The organism is Ligilactobacillus sp. Marseille-Q7487, from assembly GCF_949152225.1.
In the GTDB taxonomy this organism is placed as follows: Bacteria; Bacillota; Bacilli; order Lactobacillales; family Lactobacillaceae; genus Ligilactobacillus.
Map to the genome: position 1 here is coordinate 1,332,136 of NZ_CASCJC010000001.1, position 14,854 is coordinate 1,346,989.

Consider the following 14,854-nt stretch of genomic DNA (forward strand, 5'->3'; position numbering starts at 1 on the left):
AATTTGTTAAAGGAGAGTGACTCTAATGACCAACGCAATTACTACTGATCAACTTAATAATTTTAAAACTGCATTAGATGAACATCCAGCTCATGCTGTGATTGAACGGGCCGTTACTAAAAACGGCATCTTTGCTGCTAGCGAAGATTACCGCTCCTACGTTAACATGGATCCGGTCTTTTCGATTGATATCGATACCGGTAAAGTTGCTAACCAAAAACAATCCGGCCGTTGTTGGATGTTTGCCGCATTAAACACAATGCGTCATTTTATGAAAGATAAATTCAAGGTAGCACCTGATTTTGAATTATCTCAAAGCTACACTTTCTTTTGGGATAAACTAGAAAAAGCTAACTACTTCTATGAAAATGTCTTAAAGACCGCTAGCTTACCAACAAGTGATCGTAAGGTAGCTTGGTTGATGCAAACACCTCAACAAGACGGTGGTCAATGGGATATGATCGTAGCAATCATCGAAAAATACGGCGTTGTTCCTAAGTCCGTTATGCCTGAAACCTTCAGTTCTTCTGCATCTAGCCAATTTAATAAGACATTAAACCTTAAATTACGCAAAGATGCTGTTACATTACGTGAATTAGTTGCAGCCGGCGCAAGCCAAGAAGAAATTACGGCTCGCAAAGAAAAAATGTTAAGCGAAGTTTATCGCCTTGCAGCGTTTAGTTTCGGCCAACCACCTGTTAAGTTTGACTTTGAATATCGTGATACAGATAACAACTATCACATTGACAAAAACTTAACACCACAAGAATTTTATCAAAAATATATCGGTTGGGATTTAAACGACTATGTTTCTATCATTAATGGTCCTACCGCTGATAAGCCATACAATCACATTTATACCATCGAAATGTTAGGTAACGTGGTTGGTGGACGTGAAGTGCGCCACTTAAATGTTGACATGGATACTTTCCGTAAAGTTACCATCAAACAATTAGAATCCGGCGAAAGTGTTTGGTTTGGTTGTGATGTTGGTCAATCTTCTGATCGTCAAAAAGGAATCATGGATACTGAACTTTATCATAAAGATGAACTACTCGGCATCGATTTAGCAATGTCTAAAGCAGAACGCCTTGATTACGGTGAAAGTTTAATGACCCATGCCATGGTCTTGACAGGTGTCGATTTGGTCGATGGTCAACCAACTAAATGGAAAGTCGAAAATTCTTGGGGCGACAAGGTCGGTACTAATGGTTTCTTTGTAATGAGTGATGATTGGATGGAAGAATATTGCTATCAAATCGTCGTTAATAAAAAATTCTTGCCAGAAGAATTACAAGAAGTCTTAAAAGAAGAAGCACGTATCTTAGCACCTTGGGATCCAATGGGTTCTTTAGCTTAATAAATGCTTAAAAAGTCTCATGCTTACAATCCAAAGTAAGCATGAGACTTTTTAGTTTTTAAAGAATAATTTTATTTAAAACACGTAACTTATCATCTAAATCATAAATAATCGGTTCTGCATTAGCAACTTCTAAGCCATCTACATCATCTGGGGCTATTTTTTCAAGATATTTAATCAATGCCCGCAATGAACTACCGTGAGCCACAATCAATTGATTATTTCCTTTTAACAACTCTGGAGCAATCACATCTTGCCAATAAGGTAACAGACGTTTTTCCGTCATCTCTAAACTTTCAGCCAGCGGTAAAATGCTTGCAGGATAATTTTTATAGCGCCTATCTCCCTCAAAACTAACTAATTGAGGTGGGAGCGCAAAATATGAACGACGCCATAAAGCAACTTGCTTAGAGCCATAAACTTTTCTGGTCTCATCTTTATTTAAACCACGCAATGCTCCATAATGGCGCTCATTTAAACGCCACGTTTTATGTAGTGGTACCCATAATTGACCAATTTGTTCAGCTACAATATTTGCAGTACTAATTGCTCTAACTAAAACAGAAGTATGGATCGCTGTAAATTGTATTTGTTGATTAGCTAGTAAAATTCCTGCATTCTTAGCTTGTTGTCGTCCCAACTCTGTCAGCGTCACATCAGACCAGCCCGTATAAGTATTAGTTTGATTAGCGGTACTTTGACCATGTCGTATTAAAACTAGTTTAACCATTTATTTACCTTCTTATCATAAATTATCTTCAATCATACCAAAAAATACTGGTTAAAACAAAAGAGGATGACACGCCGTTGGCATCATCCTCTTTTGATTATATAACTTTTAAGAATTTAATTGTTAAATTAATTCAAGCGAACAGCAAATGATGGTGTGAAGTATGCTGTGCTACCAATTGTAACTGTTTGACCAGGAGCAGGTGCATGAATGTAGCTACCGCCACCTAAAGAAATCGCAACATGGTATGTTGAACCTTTAGAACCCCAGAATAATAAGTCACCAGGTTGAGCTGAACCTACAGGAATCACTGTACCGCAATTTTCTTGTGCAGTTGTTACACGTGGTAAAGACTTACCAAATGCTGCATAAACATATTGTACAAAACCAGAGCAATCAAAACCAGCTGGTGTAGAGCCGCCCCAAACATAAGGAACACCGATAAATGACTTAGCATAGTCAATTACATTGCTATAGTTGCTTGATGATGGTGCACTTGTTTGGCTACCAGAAACTTGTTCCACTGCCTTAGTTGCATCTGATGCAGCTTGAGCAGCTTGGGAAGCTGTTGTTGCTTGAGCAGCTATTTGTGCAGCTTCTTGCGCTTGACGTTGTGCTTCTTCAGCAGCCTTCTTTGCTTCATCTTCTGTTGCTTTCTTAACTTCTAATTCAGCACGATGTACCGCTAATTGAGCAACATCTTGTTGTAATTGTTTAATTGTTTCTTCTTGTTTATCAGCTGCTTGATCCAATATTTTCTTGTCTGCAGCAACTTTTTCTTTATCAGCTTTTTGATCTGCTAAAGTTTGATTATTAGCACGAACAACTGTTGCTACTGCAATCGTACGATCAATTGCATCAGTGATACTCTTAGAATTAGTAATAAATTCTAACATTGAACCCGCGTTATTTAATTGTGCCGAACGTGCTTGATTTTTTAATTGTTTGTTACGGATTGCAATATTTTTTTGTAAGGCTTCAATTTCTTTGGCTTTTTGATATTGCTTTGTTTGTAATTCAGCCAATTGTTTTTGACCTTCATTAACTTTTTTAGTTGTTTCTTCAATCTTAGCATTAACATCTGCTAAGTCTGATGCTGTATCAGCAGAAACGTTTGTTGTTACAATTCCCATTGCTGTAAAAGCTGTTGCAGCAAATAACACTGCCTTTCCAAATTTCTTTTTCACTTTCTTGACACCTCTAAAAATCTAATTCTTAAAATAGTTATTTAATAACGTTCTTAACCACGAGAATTATCTTACCATTTTCTCATCTAATTAACCATTACAGTCAATTTACAAAATGTTATAAATGATAGTCTCAAAATTTCAAATGTTACAAAAACATTGCAGATAATTGTTACAGTTAATCATTTAATCACAGAATCGTTGATTTATAAGCAAGTTAAACACTTTTACAATTAACTTTACATCGTTTGCAATGTTTCAAATTTGTAATATAACTTTTTTTATTTAGTCAAAAATAAGCTTTATTAACTAAATAATTACCAAATATTTTTTGCTAATGTTACAACCCTTGTACAAGAAACATCAAGATAGGAACGACAATCAATGATAGTAAGGTTGTTTCCGTTACCATGATCGCTGCATAATCGGAATCTGCTCCATATAATTTAGCAACTACCGGAGCATTTGTCATAACAGGCATTGCTGCTTGTAACACAAAAACTTGCTTCATTAAAGTTGGCATCATTACATTATGTAATAAAAGCATCATCAATAACGGTGCACAAACAAAACGCCCTATAATTACAAGCAAATTTTCGCGCTGGAATGTTAAGTGATTTAAACCAGCTTGTTTGACTGAAATTCCAATAAAGATCATTGATAATGGTACGGTCAAATTTCCTAAATACATTAAATCTTTACTAATAAAACTTGGTAAAGAAACATCTGTTAAGACTAAAACTACTCCTAACATAAACCCAAGTAAAGGTGGCGAGAAAATCTTTTTTAATGTATTTGTAATACTAAATTGTTGTCTTAAGTTAGCATCCCTTTGAATAAAGTATGTACCCCACGTCCAAAATAGTGTCGTATTAGCCATATAGTAAATTAAAACATATGGGATACTCTTATCACCAAATAAAGCTTGATTAATTGGTAAGCCTACAAAAACCGTATTGGAGTTAAAAAACATTGATACAAATAGTCCCCGCTTATTTTGTGAAATACGACATACACGTACTAACACCAAAGCAACTCCTAATAAAATTACCATTGATAATACTGGATAGCCTAAGTCTGGAATTATTCTTATTAAAGAATGTGCATCAAATTTTTGCATGATTGTATCTACCATGTAACATGGCAACGAAATCTGAGTAACCAAACGTGCCAATAGCTTAGTTTGTTTTTCATCAAACCAACTTGCTAAAAAATAACCAACACAAATCAATCCTAAAATAATCAAAACACCCGCAATACTTTCAACAAATACTGCCATCTTTAACCCTTCTTTCAATTCACTATTGGCTAGTATAACATATAACTTGACACTTACTTAAAAAGGTTTTTACTTCTCATTTAATTCACCCAAATTTTTCATTTTATTTAAAAAAAAACTTTGACTATTTCAAAATACCATTTATCAGTGTATAATCTTGAAATAGAATGCAAAATATTTCGAAATTACTTAAGGAGATTTTTAATGAGCAAGGACTACGAAAAAGGCTATGTCGATACCCCTTTACGCCGTGAAAACCAACATTCCCATCGCAACAAATCTAATATTTTACGTAAGCGCATCTGCTTTGGATTACTCTTAGTTGCATTAATTGGTGTTTATAGTACCTGTGCATATGCCTACCATATTTTAGGTAAAGCCAAAGTCACCATTGAAAAAACATATACAAAATCTCATGCACCCAAGCTTCGTAATGTTTCTTCGGTGCTTAAAGATAAAAAGCCAATCTCCGTCTTACTCTTAGGTACAGATACCGGTGACTTAGGACGTTCAGATACCGGTCGAACAGATACACTTATCGTTGCTACGGTTAATCCACAAACAAAACGGGTATCTTTAACAAGTATTCCACGAGATACACAAGTTAAGATTCTTGGCTCTAAAAATAGTTACGATAAAATTAATAGTGCCTATACGATTGGCGGTGTTTCAACAGCTGTTGAAACAGTCCAAGATATGTTAGATATTCCAATCGATTATTATATTTTAATAAACATGGGTGGGCTTAAAAAGATTGTTGATGCTTTAGGCGGTGTTGAAATTACTCCGTTATTAACATTCCACTATGAAAATGCCAACGTAGTTAAAGATCAAACGGTTGTTTTAAATGGTGCTCAAGCGCTCGATTATTCACGCATGCGTTATGATGATCCAGAAGGTGACTACGGTCGACAAAAACGCCAAAAGCAAGTTATTGAAGCTATCATCAATAAAGCAATGTCAATTACTTCTATCAGCCGTTATGAAAAAATACTTAAAACAATCGAAGACAATATGCAAACGGATTTGAGCTTTGACGATATGGTCGAAATCGAAACGACTTATAAAGAAGCTGGTAATCATGTTGAATCCTATGTTTTACAAGGCGAAGGCGCCATGATTGACGGCTTGTCTTACCAAGTAGCTTCAGCTGACGAAAAGAAAAAGATTTCTGATCAAATTCGACATGAACTAGGTCTAGAACCATCAACAAAAGAATTTACTGGCCGGATTTACTCTGGTTATTCTAGCTATTCTAATTATTCAGTCTATTCAAACTCAGACAATTTGGATTACTCTTCTAGCTCTAATTATTAAAACCATATAAAAAGGGAATTCTCACATCATGAGAATTCCCTTTTTTAATTATTACTAAGATCTAATAATAAACTTCCGTATGCCAAGCCTGCACCAAAACCCGTTAACATCACTTTAGCCGGGCGTTTTTGAGCCTGCCACGCTTGACTTAAAGCTAAAGGAATGCCTACAGATGAGGTATTCCCCGCATGTGTAACATTAATAACAAACTTATCAAGACTAACATTTAATTGCTTGGCTAATTGTTCAATCAAGCGCAGGTTAGCTTGATGCACGATGAATAAATCGATTTGTTGTGCTGTTAAATTATTTTGAGCTAAAAAGTCTTTCATGTGCTGACTAACTTGTGTTGTCACAAATTCATAAACAGAACGTCCATCTTGATAAAAAGCCGTCGTTTGTGGATAATTTGTCGCTACTACTTCACTTAGCGGAGCAATCTTTCCACTATGAATCACATCCGCATTACCTTTAGTGCACAACATTTCTGCTTTAAAACAATCTTTTTTTAAATCACCTTGACAGCTTTCAAGTAAGACGCCTGCAGCTCCATCACCAAAAAAGACCGCTGAGGTACGATCGGTGAAATCAAGCATCTTAGAATTACTCTCCGCACAGATTACCAATGCCTTATGATAGACTCCTCGTAAAAATTTTTCGGCGGTACTCAATGCAAAAATAAAGCCTGCGCAAGCAGCTGAAATATCAAAAGCAAAAGCATTTTGCGCTTGAATTTGTTCTTGAACCAACGCTGCAGTCGCTGGTGTGATTGCATCACCTGAAATCGTTGCAACAATGATTAAGTCGATCTCACTTGCATTAACCTTAGCTTGTTTTAATAACTCCTGAGCTACTTTACTTGCCATTTGTGATGTTTGTTCATTTAAAGCATAATGTCTAGTCTTTATACCGGTATGTTTTTGAATCCATTCATCAGATGTTGGCATTAATTCAGCCAATTCTTCATTAGTCACCACACGTGATGGTAAGTAGCCAGCACTTGCTTTGATCTTAATAATTTTAGCCATTTAGCTTTCACCTCATTTATGAGAATAAAAAAAGCCACAGGGTACTTCCTGTAGCTAATTGATGCGGGTAAATGGATTCGAACCATCACGAGCGCAATGCTCACCAGATCCTTAGTCTGACGCGTCTGCCAATTCCGCCATACCCGCGACAACACAAAATATTATATCAGACTAATTTAATTTTGACAAGCATTTACAGAATTTTTTTTACATATCCTTAACTATAGCACTGACTTAACATATATAATCTGTCAGACACTCACGTTATTTCTTCGTGATCCGTTCACTTATGATAACAATTGGAAAATATAGACAGCCTGCAAGTGGCCAAACAAGCCAAGAATCATGCCAAGAATTAAAAAAATAATCCCTAAGTATAAAGCCGTCACTACAGGCCAATAAATTACTGCAATCATATTATAAGACTTGTTATCCTCTTGATATTCCTTATAATCATCTTCTTGATAAAGAATGGCAAAATTAGCATGATAGGTATAAGCATATATTATTAAGAAAATTCCAATCGAAATAATGCTAATTGTAAAACTTAGGCCAAATCCTTCAAATTATGGAGTGAAAATAGCCAGAAAAACAAATAAAGGAATAAAAGCAAATAAAATTAAAACAACTTCCAAGATAATAAACAACTGATATTTACACTGAAATGTCTTTTTTTCTTTTTGTAAGTACCCGTCCACTCCATATTAAAATATTAATTCTCGTTGGTGGTAAGTTTGTTCATAAGGTGCTAAACGTAAATGTGTCAATATAAATAAACCAACACCATAGCCCACCGAAATAGATAAAAAAGATAGCCCCTAGCGTATCATGGACTGCAAATGAATCTAATACTATTAAAGGGGCAATCGCTATAATACATAATAGCACCCCTAATCCTATCCAAAAAGCCGACTTTTTACGTAATTGGATATTAAGTCACTACCTCTTCTAAAGAAAGTGAATAACGCTGTAGATTTCCTTGTTCTTGTTCATCTTCGATAATAGCGATACTTTTATCTTTTAACAAGTAATCACACGACACATCAAAAATCTGAGGTAATTTTATTATTTTATCTAAATCAGGCATTGAAGTACCCGTTTCCCTTAGTTAAAGATATTGTTGGGTATCTCAAGATGTGTCATTCGATTTTGCCGATAAAGCGGTAGAAGATTTCCACTTCCTGTTCCCGGCTTCCGTCCTCACTTTTGACCGCTTCATGGACAAGGATTTTTTCAATCAGCGTATTCAAAAGTTCGGCGGTCAGTTCTGTTGGATTGACATACTGTTTCATCAGACCTATCCACTTTTCAGCGTCAACCGCTGTCTGGGCGGCGGCCTCCATCGCTTCGTGAAGCCGTTCAATTTTTGCGTCCAATTCTCGCTGTTCGCCCTGATACTTTTCGGACAGCATATTGAAATTGTATTCTGTAATGCGTCCGGCAGACCAGTCCTCATACATTTTTGCAAACAGAGTGTCTACTTCTGCTTTGCGCTTTTCCGCCTTTTTCAATTCGGCTGTCTGCCGCTTCCTTGCGGTATTGCGTTCCTTGTCGCTGGCGTTAAGTAGCCGTTTCAGAAGTTTGTCCCCATCCTGCTGTGCCAGCACAGACCAGTATTGCAGACGGGAAAGGACATAGGCGTAAAGCACATCATAGCGGATATAGTGCATGGAACACTGGTGCAATCCTTGCCCGTACTTGCTACAATGGTAGTGTGCATAGGGATTTTTGTTCTGGCTGTTCACACCGTAGGCCAGCGACCAGCCGCAGTCCGCACATTTTACCAGCCCGGAAAATATCTGCGTTGTGCCATTCTTCTGCCGTCTGCGCCTGTTGCAAATCTGCTCCTGTACTTGACGGAACACATCTTCGGAAATAATCGCTTCGTGGGTGTTCTCCACACGATACCATTCCTCTTTTGGCTTGCGTACTTTCTTCTTGTTTTTGAATGAAATGTTGGTCTGCTTATTGTGGACGCTGTGTCCGATATAGGTTTCCTCTTTCAGAATACTTTTTACCTGCGCTATCGTCCACGCATAGGCTTTTTCCTCCGGCGCTCCGGCATAGATATTTGCGAAAGTGCCGTATCTCTGGAAATTTAGCCAGCCGGGAGTAGGCACTTTTTCTTCGACCAAAATCCGTGTAATGCTGGCGGCTCCCCGGCCATGAACGGCAAGGTCAAAAATCTTTTCGATAATCCACCTTGTTTCCGGGTCAATCAGAAGATGGCCTTTCTTATCTGGGTCTTTGACATAGCCAAGCGGAGCATAGGCTCCATAGTGTGCGCCATTTGCGAACCGTGTCCGCATGGCCGCCTTTACCTTTTTGCTGGTCTGGCGGGCGTGCATTTCATTCAGAATGTTGAGGAATGGGGCAAGCTCATTCTCTCCGTTGATGGTGTCCACATTGTCATTGACAGCGATATAGCGGACGCCTTTGCTGGGAAAGTAGATTTCCGTGTACTGGCCGGTCAGAATGTAGTTTCTGCCTAAGCGGGATAAATCCTTCGTAACAACGCAGTTGATTTTCCCGTCCTCAATGTCATCAATCATTCTCTGAAAATCCGGCCTGTCAAAGTTCGTTCCAGACCATCCATCGTCGATATATTCATCTATGACATTCAGGCCATGCTCGGCGGCATATTGCCGGAGCATCATGCGTTGTGTCTGAATACTCCCGCTTTCTCCTTGCAGTTCATCGTCCCGGCTCAATCTCATATAAAGCGCCGTGTTGTAAATCGTAGTATTGTAAGGTTGTTTCACCGTAAAAATCCTCCTTCTAAAGAAACAACCCACGCTTACAATACTTTTGCTCTATGGCAATTATATCATAAGCGTGGGCGTGTTATCAATGATGGGCTATCAGGTTGAAGCGGCTTTTTCTGCGGTATGCCGCACCACATCTACAATCAGATCACCGAGGGGCTTCCCGCCTGCGGCGAAGTGTTCGGAGATTTTTATACGGTTGTTCCCACATACAAAATACTGCGTGCCGTTCTCTGCTTGTATAACCTGCCCTGTTCGGGGTGTAAAAATATCGCTTTCACTTTTTGCCATCCAGTGTCCTCCATATTCAGTTTTCAAGGTACAATGCCGCACAAAGGCGGCGAAAATTTCTGCTTATATCTATCACCTTTCCTTTACCGTGTGCCGCTGCTGACGTTTCAGTTCCGCCAGTATATCCGGCGGGATACGGTCAACCAGCCGCTGTAAATTGTCCAGTTCGCTTTTCAGCTTTGCCCGTTCCATCGTATCTTTCATCTTTCCTTTTTCGCTGGCTTTTGCCCTTGCTTCCAACTTCTCATTCTCCGCCAGCAGGTCATTGATTGTGACCTTGTACTTTTTCAACTGCCTGGAGAAATTCTCCATCTGCGGGAACCACTTTTTCAGCATGGAGAGGGCTTCCTCTTTTTTCTTTCCGGCGTTCAGCGGGTTAATGCCGTCCAGTGTGGCTTCAATGGCTCTTGCCTGCCGGGAGAGGGAAACCGCCTGTTTGAAAAGCCGGGTGGGGATATGCTTCCGGCCTGTCCTGCTGGCGCTCTCCCCACGCTCCAAGTCAGGATATTTCTCCACCATATAGGCGTGAAAATCGTCCTGCCACTTCGTCAGGTTTGCCCGGTTGCCGATAATCTCCTTTGCACACAGGCGGTTGTCCTTTGTCAGCGGAACAAAGGTCAAATGCAGGTGGGGCGTTTTCTCGTCCATGTGTACCACCGCCGACACGATATTTTCCCGTCCTACCCGGCCAATGAGGAAGTCCGCCGCCCTCTGGAAAAACGCCTGTATCTCCTTTGGGGATTTCCCCTTGAAAAACTCCGGGCTGGCAGTTACCAGCGTATCGACAAACCGTGTGCTGTCCTTGCGGGTTCGGCACCCGGCCTGCTCAATCCGGCTCTGAATGAAGTGGTAATAGCGTCCCTCCGGCTTGACGATATGGAAGTTGTATTTGCTCCGGCTTGTGTCAATGTCGGGATTGCTGGCATACTGTTCTTTCTGTCTTTCGTGATGGGCTTCCAGCGGCCTTGCCGGGTTGCCCTTGTGCTTCTCAAACCGTAAAATTGCGTGTTGTGCCATTCTGCTCCTTTCCCCATTCCTTTCCTATCCGGGGTTTTCCACAGGGAAAATCCCGCAGAAAATAGCTCGGATAGGATTGGAATGGATAGAATATAAATCAATCTTTTTATCTTTGTATTTCTATATACCGTCCGGTTTTCGTACGTCTCAGGAGTGATTTCCGTACTTCATGGGTACGGTTTTCAGTCCTCCGGTGTACCAGAACGGGATTTCTTAAAGTCGGTGTTTGGAACCGCTTCATAGGATTTTGGGAAAATGCGGTTGGGTTTTCCACAGCCCTGCTTCTGGATCTCCACCAGTCCGGCGTATTGCAGTTCCCGCAGGGTATTCACCGCTTTCTGCCGCCCACAATGGAGCAGTGTGACCACTTCACAGATAGGGTAATACAGGAAAATCCGTCCGCAGTCATCCGCCCACCCATTCTTGCGGGATAACTCTGTCCGGCGCAGGATAAAGGCGTACAACACCTTTGCCTCGTTGGACAGGGGCTTGAATGTGGGGGCTTCAAAGAGAAAATTCGGGAGCCGGGTGAAGCTGAACGCCTTTTCCGGCTGGTGGATATAGATGGTATTTGTCATAGTTCGTTTTGTGGACGGTTAGAAGCCCGTTTTCCGGGGCGGGCGATACTTTATACCACCTGCCCCGGTTTGGGGCTTGCAAAGCCTGATAAATCAAGGCTTTTTTCGCTCCTAACTGTCCACAGCAGACCTCCTTTTCCGTTCACTTTCTGTTTTCTGCCGCCTGTGAACTCTGGCGGCACAGCCGGGGCAGTATTTTGCCCGGTTGGATTTGGGGACGAACACGCCACCGCAGACCGCACAGCGTTTCAAGTCCTTATCCCGGAAAATTTCCGCTTCCAGCGTCCCGTCCAGCGGCAAGACCGCCCAGCGGAACCACTTACAGCAGACCGAGAAAGAAATCGTCTGCGGGCAGGTGCAGGTGTCCCCATCATCAAGGACAATGCAGTTGCCGTCCTCACAGCAACAACACTCCCGGCGTATCAGGCTGGCCGCCTGTTTTCTCTGCGCCGGTGTCATGCGGTAAAGGGAACCGTCCGGCCTGCGTTCCAGTGGCGGCAAGTCTTTATAGGGGTTATCTCTCATGCGTTCCCTCCATTTTGCTTTCCGTTGCCGTTCTCCCCGAAAAGGTTTCCTGCCCCATTCCTGCGGCGTGTTCCGGCGTTGGCACGCTCCCCGCAGCTTCGGGACATTTTGTCTCGAAGTCCGGTTCCTTGCGGTGCTTCCCCAGCCGGGGTATTCCTTTTCGGACGGTCATTCTGTTTTCAAGGTGCTGTCCATCGATGAACTACCCTAAGTCTACACGAAAAAAATGCAATCCCCGGAATTTTGCGAGAATTGCATTTTGATGAAGTTTACACTTTGGATATTGCATTTTTGCAATCATTCTGTATAATGGAAGTATGCGGAGGAGGTGCGTATCTATGGCTTTACCCGGAACACCCGGACAGCGGATTTCCGATTTATGCAACGGGAACCACATCACACAAAAGGAACTTGCGGAGAAGATAGGGGTTTCCGCTTCCCAGTTGAGCCGCATTGTCAGCGGCGAAACGAGAACGGTCAGCAGTGATATTCTCATAGGCGTGGCAAAGGAATTTAAGGTATCGACAGACTACATACTGGGCTTATCCACCGTGAGCGTCCGTAAAAGCTACGATATTTCTGAATTAGGCTTGTCCGAGGGAGCCGTGAGGGGGCTCGTGACGGGTGCTGTTGATGTGCAAATCCTCAACCGCCTGTTGGAACACAGGAATTTTCCTAAGCTGATAGATTTGATACGGATTTATTTTCAGGACACAGCGGCAAAAGGCATAACAGCAAGAAACCAGCTTATCGAGATAGCAACGGCTTCCCTGTCCGACCTGATGAAAGAACACCCGGAACACCGGGCGGAAGCAAAGCAGGATTTACAGCTTTTGAACGCCCAGAAGATGGGGGAACATGAGGCGGAGATTGAGAAAATCAAAAATGTGTTCCTTGCTATCCTGCGGGATATTAAGAAAGACATTGACAACGGGGAACAGCCGGGAGAAGCTGTGACCGCCGCGATGTTCCAAGCCATGCGGGACGCATTGGCGGAACAGAAGCAAAACCCGCTTTCCATTGACGATGTAGCGGCGATGGTTGCCGGACAGATCGGACAGCTTACGCCGATGGATGAAGAAACTGCCGACCTGTTCAAGCAGTTGGCAAAAAAGATGATGAAAGGAATAGAATAATAGCCTGTTATTCGAGATAATAATATGCCATTAGTAAAGCATGACTACCCTGTTTTAGAGTACGATACCGCATCAAAAGCTGTTTTTCAGCCGGGAAATGGGAAAAAATGTTTTCCTGCAAAAGCAGTGTTTGCTTTTTTAGGAGACGAGGTTGAAAATTATGCACATACCCATGATGGAATACAGATAGATGAATTTGAAAGTGCAACAAGACGATATCCTATTTATGAATGTCTTTATAATCAGGAGAAAATATGTCTATGTCCGGCTCCTGTGGGAAGTGCTGCTGCCGTCCAAGTTTTAGAATATTTAATTGCAGGGGGTGTAACAAAGATTATTTCCGTCGGCTCCTGTGGCGTATTGGAAGACATCCCGGAAAATAGATTTTTGATACCTGTTTCTGCATTGAGAGATGAGGGAACATCTTACCATTATCTTCCTCCCTCCCGAGAAGTAGAGATTTCAAAGGCTGGTATAAATGCGATTGAATCTGCTTTAAGCCAAAAGAATATACCATATTGGGAAGTTAAAACATGGACAACAGACGGTTTTTATCGAGAAACAGTAGAAATGGTTCAGTATCGGAAAGAAGAGGGATGTCAAGTAGTAGAAATGGAATGTTCCGCATTGGCGGCGTGTGCAAAATTTAGAAAAGTTACATGGGCTATGCTGCTTTTTTCAGCCGATACTCTTGCAGACCCTCATAAATACCAAGAAAGAGAATGGGGAAAAACAAGTATATCCATAGCCTTAGAATTAGCCTTAGACGCTGTTTTATCAGTTGTTGAGGAGTAAAAATAAATACATATAGGAGTTACAATGAATATAAATGAATTTCCACAACAAGTAAATCAAGTTATTTCAATAGCAGAAACCATATTACAAGATCAAATATTGGGGATATATTTATATGGTTCAGCAACAATGAATGGGCTGCGTCCAGATAGTGATATAGATATACTGATAATTACTAAACAAGAATTGAGTAATTCAATCAGAGCAGATCTAACAAAGCAATTATTGAAAATTTCTGGCTCCGTAGGCTGTATTGAAAAAAGACCTTTAGAGGTAACTATTATCAATCAATCTGATATTGTTCCGTTGCAATTTCCGCCAAAATGTCAGTATATGTATGGTGAATGGCTAAGGGGAGAGATGGAAGCAGGAGAATATCCGCAAGCCTGCAATGACCCAGATATAATGATTTTATTATGGCAAGCAAGAAAAAATAGCATAACTTTGAAGGGGGCGGAAAGCAAAGAGCTTATTCCCGCTATCCCATTTCACGAAATTAAAAAAGCAATTCGGTTTTCTTTACCTGGTTTGATTTCCAGCTTTAAGGGTGATGAAAGAAATGTGTTATTAACCTTATCACGAATGTGGTTTACTTTAGTAACAGAAGAAATCACGACAAAAGATGTTGCCGCAAAATGGGTAATTTTAAAATTGCCGGAGAGATTTTCCCCCCTGCTAACAACGGCAAAGGAAGCTTATTTGGGAAATTTGTCTGATGAATGGGAGACAGTAGAAAAGGAAGCGATGGCACTTGTAGAATATATGAAAAAACAAATTGAGGAATTACTTAGAACAGAGTAGCAAAGTTAGCGGGGCCAATCAACGGTCAAGATGAACGGCGCATAA

Annotated in this window: 15 protein-coding genes and 1 tRNA gene; 5 read left to right on the top strand and 11 right to left on the bottom strand. The window is 40.8% G+C overall.

From position 1 onward, the window contains the following. The first annotated feature begins 25 nt into the window (after positions 1-25). Positions 26-1,360 carry a C1 family peptidase gene (locus tag QM017_RS06650; protein WP_282709209.1) on the top strand — a complete coding sequence of 445 codons (1,335 nt, stop codon included), beginning with the start codon at positions 26-28 and terminating at the stop codon, positions 1,358-1,360. A 58-nt stretch (positions 1,361-1,418) separates the two neighbouring features. Here QM017_RS06650 and QM017_RS06655 read toward each other — a convergent pair whose 3' ends face one another. The 3 genes from QM017_RS06655 to QM017_RS06665 all read right to left on the bottom strand — a co-directional run bounded on the left by QM017_RS06655 (position 1,419) and on the right by QM017_RS06665 (position 4,556). Continuing rightward, entirely contained in the window at positions 1,419-2,090 is a 672-nt protein-coding gene (locus QM017_RS06655; RefSeq protein WP_282709210.1) for a 2,3-bisphosphoglycerate-dependent phosphoglycerate mutase, read from the bottom strand. A gap of 128 nt (positions 2,091-2,218) precedes the next feature. Then, entirely contained in the window at positions 2,219-3,277 is a 1,059-nt protein-coding gene (locus tag QM017_RS06660) for a C40 family peptidase (RefSeq protein ID WP_178197923.1), read from the bottom strand. A gap of 340 nt (positions 3,278-3,617) precedes the next feature. Beyond that, the gene (locus QM017_RS06665) at positions 3,618-4,556 is read right to left on the bottom strand and encodes an AEC family transporter (protein WP_282709211.1); all 939 of its coding nucleotides are present in this window, start codon (positions 4,554-4,556) and stop codon (positions 3,618-3,620) included. Between the two features lie 204 nt (positions 4,557-4,760). Here QM017_RS06665 and QM017_RS06670 point away from each other — a divergent pair, with 204 nt between their 5' ends. Continuing rightward, positions 4,761-5,873, top strand: a complete 1,113-nt coding sequence (locus QM017_RS06670) for an LCP family protein (protein WP_282709212.1) — start codon at positions 4,761-4,763, stop codon at positions 5,871-5,873. A 44-nt stretch (positions 5,874-5,917) separates the two neighbouring features. Here QM017_RS06670 and QM017_RS06675 read toward each other — a convergent pair whose 3' ends face one another. The 8 genes from QM017_RS06675 to QM017_RS06710 form a co-directional block, all read right to left on the bottom strand. Next, positions 5,918-6,901 carry a beta-ketoacyl-ACP synthase III gene (locus QM017_RS06675; protein ID WP_282709213.1) on the bottom strand — a complete coding sequence of 328 codons (984 nt, stop codon included), beginning with the start codon at positions 6,899-6,901 and terminating at the stop codon, positions 5,918-5,920. 62 nt (positions 6,902-6,963) lie between these two features. Further along, positions 6,964-7,048 (bottom strand) — tRNA-Leu (locus QM017_RS06680). 784 nt (positions 7,049-7,832) lie between these two features. Further along, entirely contained in the window at positions 7,833-7,988 is a 156-nt protein-coding gene (locus tag QM017_RS06685; RefSeq protein WP_282709214.1) for a hypothetical protein, read from the bottom strand. A gap of 52 nt (positions 7,989-8,040) precedes the next feature. Next, entirely contained in the window at positions 8,041-9,663 is a 1,623-nt protein-coding gene (locus tag QM017_RS06690) for a recombinase family protein (protein WP_087304109.1), read from the bottom strand. Positions 9,664-9,762: 99 nt separating this feature from the next. Next, positions 9,763-9,957 carry a hypothetical protein gene (locus QM017_RS06695; protein ID WP_002334813.1) on the bottom strand — a complete coding sequence of 65 codons (195 nt, stop codon included), beginning with the start codon at positions 9,955-9,957 and terminating at the stop codon, positions 9,763-9,765. A gap of 72 nt (positions 9,958-10,029) precedes the next feature. Continuing rightward, positions 10,030-10,974, bottom strand: a complete 945-nt coding sequence (gene mobV, locus QM017_RS06700) for a MobV family relaxase (RefSeq protein WP_071429281.1) — start codon at positions 10,972-10,974, stop codon at positions 10,030-10,032. 182 nt (positions 10,975-11,156) lie between these two features. Then, positions 11,157-11,552, bottom strand: coding sequence for a replication initiator protein A (locus QM017_RS06705; protein ID WP_008666017.1), 396 nt, complete (start codon positions 11,550-11,552; stop codon positions 11,157-11,159). 111 nt (positions 11,553-11,663) lie between these two features. Next, the gene (locus QM017_RS06710; protein ID WP_058722955.1) at positions 11,664-12,077 is read right to left on the bottom strand and encodes a cysteine-rich VLP domain-containing protein; all 414 of its coding nucleotides are present in this window, start codon (positions 12,075-12,077) and stop codon (positions 11,664-11,666) included. A 338-nt stretch (positions 12,078-12,415) separates the two neighbouring features. Between QM017_RS06710 and QM017_RS06715 the strand changes: the two genes are divergently transcribed. The 3 genes from QM017_RS06715 to ant(9) are packed head-to-tail and all read left to right on the top strand — an operon-like array spanning position 12,416 to position 14,809. After that, the gene (locus tag QM017_RS06715; protein WP_002578724.1) at positions 12,416-13,213 is read left to right on the top strand and encodes a helix-turn-helix transcriptional regulator; all 798 of its coding nucleotides are present in this window, start codon (positions 12,416-12,418) and stop codon (positions 13,211-13,213) included. Positions 13,214-13,237: 24 nt separating this feature from the next. Further along, positions 13,238-14,008 carry a nucleoside phosphorylase gene (locus tag QM017_RS06720; protein WP_002578723.1) on the top strand — a complete coding sequence of 257 codons (771 nt, stop codon included), beginning with the start codon at positions 13,238-13,240 and terminating at the stop codon, positions 14,006-14,008. A gap of 24 nt (positions 14,009-14,032) precedes the next feature. After that, entirely contained in the window at positions 14,033-14,809 is a 777-nt protein-coding gene (gene ant(9), locus QM017_RS06725) for an aminoglycoside nucleotidyltransferase ANT(9) (RefSeq protein WP_087304113.1), read from the top strand. Positions 14,810-14,854 lie beyond the last annotated feature (45 nt).